Below are 4,671 nucleotides of genomic sequence, written 5' to 3' on the forward strand. Positions count from 1 at the left end.
AAATATGTAGCAAATGTTATCTAGTTTTGAAGGAATATGCCTTCATAGTTTGGTGATGATGGCAGAGAGGTCACACCCGTTCCCATACCGAACACGGAAGTTAAGCTCTCTAGCGCCGATGGTAGTTGGGACCTTGTCCCTGTGAGAGTAGGACGTCGCCAAGCAACTTTAAGACGAGTCAGAATGACTCGTCTTTTTTGTGTTTAATAAAATATAGCTTGTCATCTACGTATTTCTGGAGTGATAGATGATAAGCTATATTTATTTTTTTACATCAATAAGTTTAAAATGGTCACAAACAAGTAGTATATCTTCAGAAAAGGCATGGCCAAGTTGATTATGCTGTCTCCCCAGTAATCATAAGTACAATCACCTTCAGCAATATTCGGGTACTTCATTCATTGGTGTTATAGTTACTTCTATTGTCCTAATAATTGCTACAGGTTCATCCTGGCTATTGGGTACAATACTATAATCATTAGTCGTCGGTAACCGTTTATTTTCTAATTCACAAAAAATATGACCGGAGCATGTTGCTGTTTGAATAGTATACGTCCCTTTATTATCGCTTTGATATAAATAAATTCGGTTAGTTTATAGTTGTTACGTAGCCTATTGGTGATTTGGTCTGCAATAAAATTAGGATCAATACCTGACAATGTATCGCCTACATGTACTTCCCTTCCGTAAGTATAGAAACAAGGAAGAGGTTTGTCTGCAGTTTCTATATAACTGTAGTGCTGAGTATCTCCGTCATATAGAGGTGTTAAGAAATCATGATTAATGGCCAAACAATACTGTAATTGTTTTTCTTCCGTTAGTCTTTCAAGTTCGGTTAAGGCAGAGATAATACCACGATGGTTACCTTCTTCATCTCCATATAGTTCAGCTATAATACTAACTTCGCCGTTGGTACTATTAATACTATTAAATGAAACTAAATGCCTTTGTTAGTAATTTAATTTGCTCTTATAGCTGCGGTTGTTTGTATATAGGCATTAGGATAAAATCTCCTTAAATATTATATTTAGGCTCTATTGTAGAGAAGTTAAGTACAAGTGAAAAACAATATAGAATGATTACTTAAATACAAAGAGGAAGTGATATATTACAGTATTAAGGAACGCTTGTTCTACACTAGTGTGATGGGTACACTTGATCAATGAAGTTGTGTATTTTTAATCCGGTATATGTGTTTAAAGAAGAAATACTATTATTAAGTGCGGACTTCAAGTATAGCGTGTAAGTTTATATATTAATGGTGATTTATTACCACTATGCCATATTGAAGCAAGTAATACTAAAGGTGAAATAGATAAAAAACCGATATTCCAACTTGAATATCGGTTTAATAATATGTGACTTATACGAATCTATAGCAATACGAAAAGCGTAAATAAGATGGCCAATAAAATACGATAATATGCAAAAGGTTTTAAACCTATCTTCTCTAAAAGCTTCAGAAAAGTTACTACTGCTAGCATTGCTACTATAAAAGAGGTAATGAATCCTGCGGCAAACATAGGAATGTCATCGACACTTAAATACTTCCAACTTTTTAATAAGTCTAAACCTGTAGCTCCAACCATTACAGGAAGAGCAATGAGAAAAGAGAACTCAGATGCAGTCTTATAATTTACTTTCGCTAATAGACCTCCAGAAATAGTAGAGCCAGCTCTAGAGAAACCAGGATATACTGCTAAGCATTGAAATAATCCAATTGTTAATGCTTGTCGGTATGTTAAATCATCCAGTGAAAAGGCGGTTGCCTCTTTCTTTTTTACTTCTGCAAAAATCATAAGAATTGCCCCTGCTACAAGTCCAATCACGACAGTATACGGCTGAAATAAGTATGTTTTAATAACATCATGTAGTAGTAAACCAGCAATTACTGCCGGAAATACGCCAAGGAATACATGTAATGCGTTAAATTTTTTCTCTTTTCTTAGAAGAGGCTTAATATTACATAAAGAAACAAGGCGTTTATGATATAAGATAGCGATAGCTAAGATCGCTCCTAACTGAATGACAATTTCAAATGTTTTTGCCCGTTCTCCTTCAAAACCTAGTAAATGTCCGACTAATATAAGATGACCAGTAGAAGAGATAGGTAAAAATTCAGCTAATCCCTCTACAATACCGAGTATGAAGGCAATAATGATATCGCTCATAGTTTCACTCCTGTAAATTAATGAATATCTACTCTCTTAAAATAGAATAGTGTTGCAATAAATCCGAAAATGGTAGTTACCGCGATGATGATATAAGAATACTCTGGTGGATAAGTCGATTGTAATTCGTTATTTGCTATATCTAGAGTGGCGGTCCATGGGAATAGGTCTTTGTGTTTTGAATTTACGATCATAAGGTTAGTCATTGTAATAATAATTGTTAATATAATAGGTGGTACATAGGTTTTCATTATAAGAGTTAGTAGTACAATAGGTGAAGATAATAGAAAAAGAAGTCCACCACATATTAAAAACTTCACGAGAGAGTCTAAAAGTAAGGTGATACTAAATCCAGGGAAGCTACCTAGTAGCCCTAATAATAAAGTTAGTGCCCAAGCGACTAAAGTTAGCATCATGATCCAAAGGAATAGAAGGATGAACTTACTTATAATAAAGCTAATGCGAGATACTGGGATAGTTAGTAAATGCTTTAGTGTATTTTCTGTATATTCACGGGTAAACAGATAAGCAACCACTACTCCATATAAGGGGAATCCTATAATTAAGGTAGTATATAAGTTAACTTCAGTGAATAATTGATGGAATAAAATAGTCGGAGTTGGCTGTTTTGTTTTTATGTGTATATAAGACGCTACTACTACTAAGAAAGGTGCGACACCAGCCCCAATAATACTAATCAAAAACATATTAGAGCGTTTTAGTTTTAAAAGTTCTGTATAGAGTAGATTAACCAATCGTTCCACCTCCAACTAGGTTGGTGAAATAATCTTCTAATCTGTCTGCGCTCATCACCATTTTTAATACTTCAATATCGTTAAGAACAAACGCTCTGTTAATGCGTCCTTGCTGTCCGAAATGAGAGTAAACGCGAATATTCCCTTCATCACGTACTTCATAATCAAAAATTTGAAAATGATTTTCTAATAGCATCGCAGCTTTATGGTCATTATTCACCTGGAATTCTATGTATTTACGGTTTGCTTTACGCAGTGTATCAAGAGAAACTTCCTCTAGTAACCTTCCTTCATGAATAATCCTCATACGATCGACTAATTGTTCTACCTTGGCTAATATATGACTAGAAATAAGTATCGTTATATTTCTTTCTTGAGCTAAAGATTTAATAAGTTTTCGCATTTCTTTAATACCGATGGGATCTAGACCGTTAGTTGGTTCATCTAATATGAGTAGTTCAGGATAATGAAGAAGTGCACGTGCAATTCCTAAGCGTTGTTTCATCCCTAAAGAGTATTTTCCTACTAATTTTTTTGTTTCGTGCTGCAAACCTACAATTTCTAATGCTTCTTCAATTGCATTCCTTTTATGAACTCCAATTATCTTTGCATTAATTAATAAGTTCTCTCTTGCAGTTAAGTTTTCTAATATGTACCATAACGGTATTATCGTCTTCTATATAATTAGCGTTCCACACATTTCGGAAGATTTTTGTTTTTGTAAATAATTGCTCTGGGTTGGAAGAGAAGAACTTTAATAGTTTAAGTTTTTTTTCGGTTAACGCAATCTCTTGTCCGTTCGTATGGACTTGTGTATTTTTTAAAATCAATGGTTAGTCCCTTAAATGTTAAAGTTGTTTTCTCTTGTACAGTAGTGTTACTTCCAAGAACTAAAAAGCGTCGCATAAGAGATTTTACTCGTGCAACCACTTCGTGAATACTGAAAGGTTTCGTAATATAGTCATCAGCCCCAATGCTTAAACCTAAAACTTTATCAACTTCGTGATCTTTAGCAGTTAGCATTAATATCGGTATGTTAGTTGTATCCCTAAGTTTTCTACAGACTTCAATCCCATCTACTTTTGGCATCATAAGATCTAATATAACGAGGTTATAGTCGTTTTGATTAAATAAATGCAATGCTTCTTCGCTGTTAATTGCAGTATCTACCATATATAATTCTCGCTCTAAATATCTTTTTAATAAGTCTCGAATTTCTTTATCGTCATCTGCTATAAGAATACGTATATCTTTCATATCGTCACCTGCTTCTAATAGAATGTTATTAATAGTACAATTTGATAAACAATGGGGAATAGGGAGTGGTAATAAAAAATAAAGCAACTTTCTAATTATATACTATTAATTGTTAAAATAAGGTTGCTAGTTTAGCTGGAAAGAGTCAATCGTATAAGTTCGGTAAGATGGGGGGAGCGAGTTCTTTGTAATAGAGAAGTGTCTAAATTGAATAGTATTTAGAAGAATAGATTAGTAAAGAAAAGTAGACGATGGTTTCTATTTTAATGAAATCTTTATAGGTTCTTACCTGGAGCTAAAGAGTACGAAGATATTAAATTAAATATCTTTACAAAAAGGTGTTGACGATTAGAGTTTAGAGGTGTAATATAGGACAAGTCGCCGATAGCAACAACGCAGAAAGCGGCAAACGAAATAAAAACAAAATGAAAAACTTAGTTGACATTGAAATATGAAAATGTTAACATAAGGGAGTCGCAAATGAGCGA

At 33.7% G+C, this 4,671-nt stretch carries 2 protein-coding genes, 1 rRNA gene and 3 pseudogenes; 1 reads left to right on the plus strand and 5 read right to left on the minus strand.

Annotation, left to right across the window (positions count from 1 at the left end; all coding sequences use genetic code 11):
- The first annotated feature begins 48 nt into the window (after window positions 1–48).
- Window positions 49–164, plus strand: a 5S ribosomal RNA gene (gene rrf / locus ACXY7N_RS30200).
- A gap of 97 nt (window positions 165–261) precedes the next feature.
- On the opposite strand, the pseudogene ACXY7N_RS30205 reads toward rrf, so the two are convergent.
- From ACXY7N_RS30205 to ACXY7N_RS30225, 5 genes and pseudogenes are all read right to left on the minus strand, one after another.
- Window positions 262–546 (minus strand): annotated as a pseudogene (locus ACXY7N_RS30205) (ASCH domain-containing protein); the annotation flags it as partial.
- Window positions 547–1,373: 827 nt separating this feature from the next.
- Window positions 1,374–2,171: an undecaprenyl-diphosphate phosphatase UppP gene (gene uppP, locus ACXY7N_RS30210; protein ID WP_016089565.1), complete on the minus strand. Its 798-nt coding sequence runs from the start codon at window positions 2,169–2,171 to the stop codon at window positions 1,374–1,376.
- A gap of 17 nt (window positions 2,172–2,188) precedes the next feature.
- Window positions 2,189–2,926, minus strand: a complete 738-nt coding sequence (locus ACXY7N_RS30215; RefSeq protein ID WP_016133473.1) for an ABC transporter permease — start codon at window positions 2,924–2,926, stop codon at window positions 2,189–2,191.
- A pseudogene (locus ACXY7N_RS30220) lies at window positions 2,919–3,572 on the minus strand (ATP-binding cassette domain-containing protein); the annotation flags it as partial. The pseudogene ACXY7N_RS30220 and the gene ACXY7N_RS30215, both read right to left, overlap by 8 nt.
- A pseudogene (locus tag ACXY7N_RS30225) lies at window positions 3,547–4,183 on the minus strand (response regulator transcription factor); the annotation flags it as partial. The pseudogenes ACXY7N_RS30220 and ACXY7N_RS30225, both read right to left, overlap by 26 nt.
- Window positions 4,184–4,671: the final 488 nt, after the last annotated feature.

Source organism: Bacillus sp. 5w2 (genome assembly GCF_054353775.1).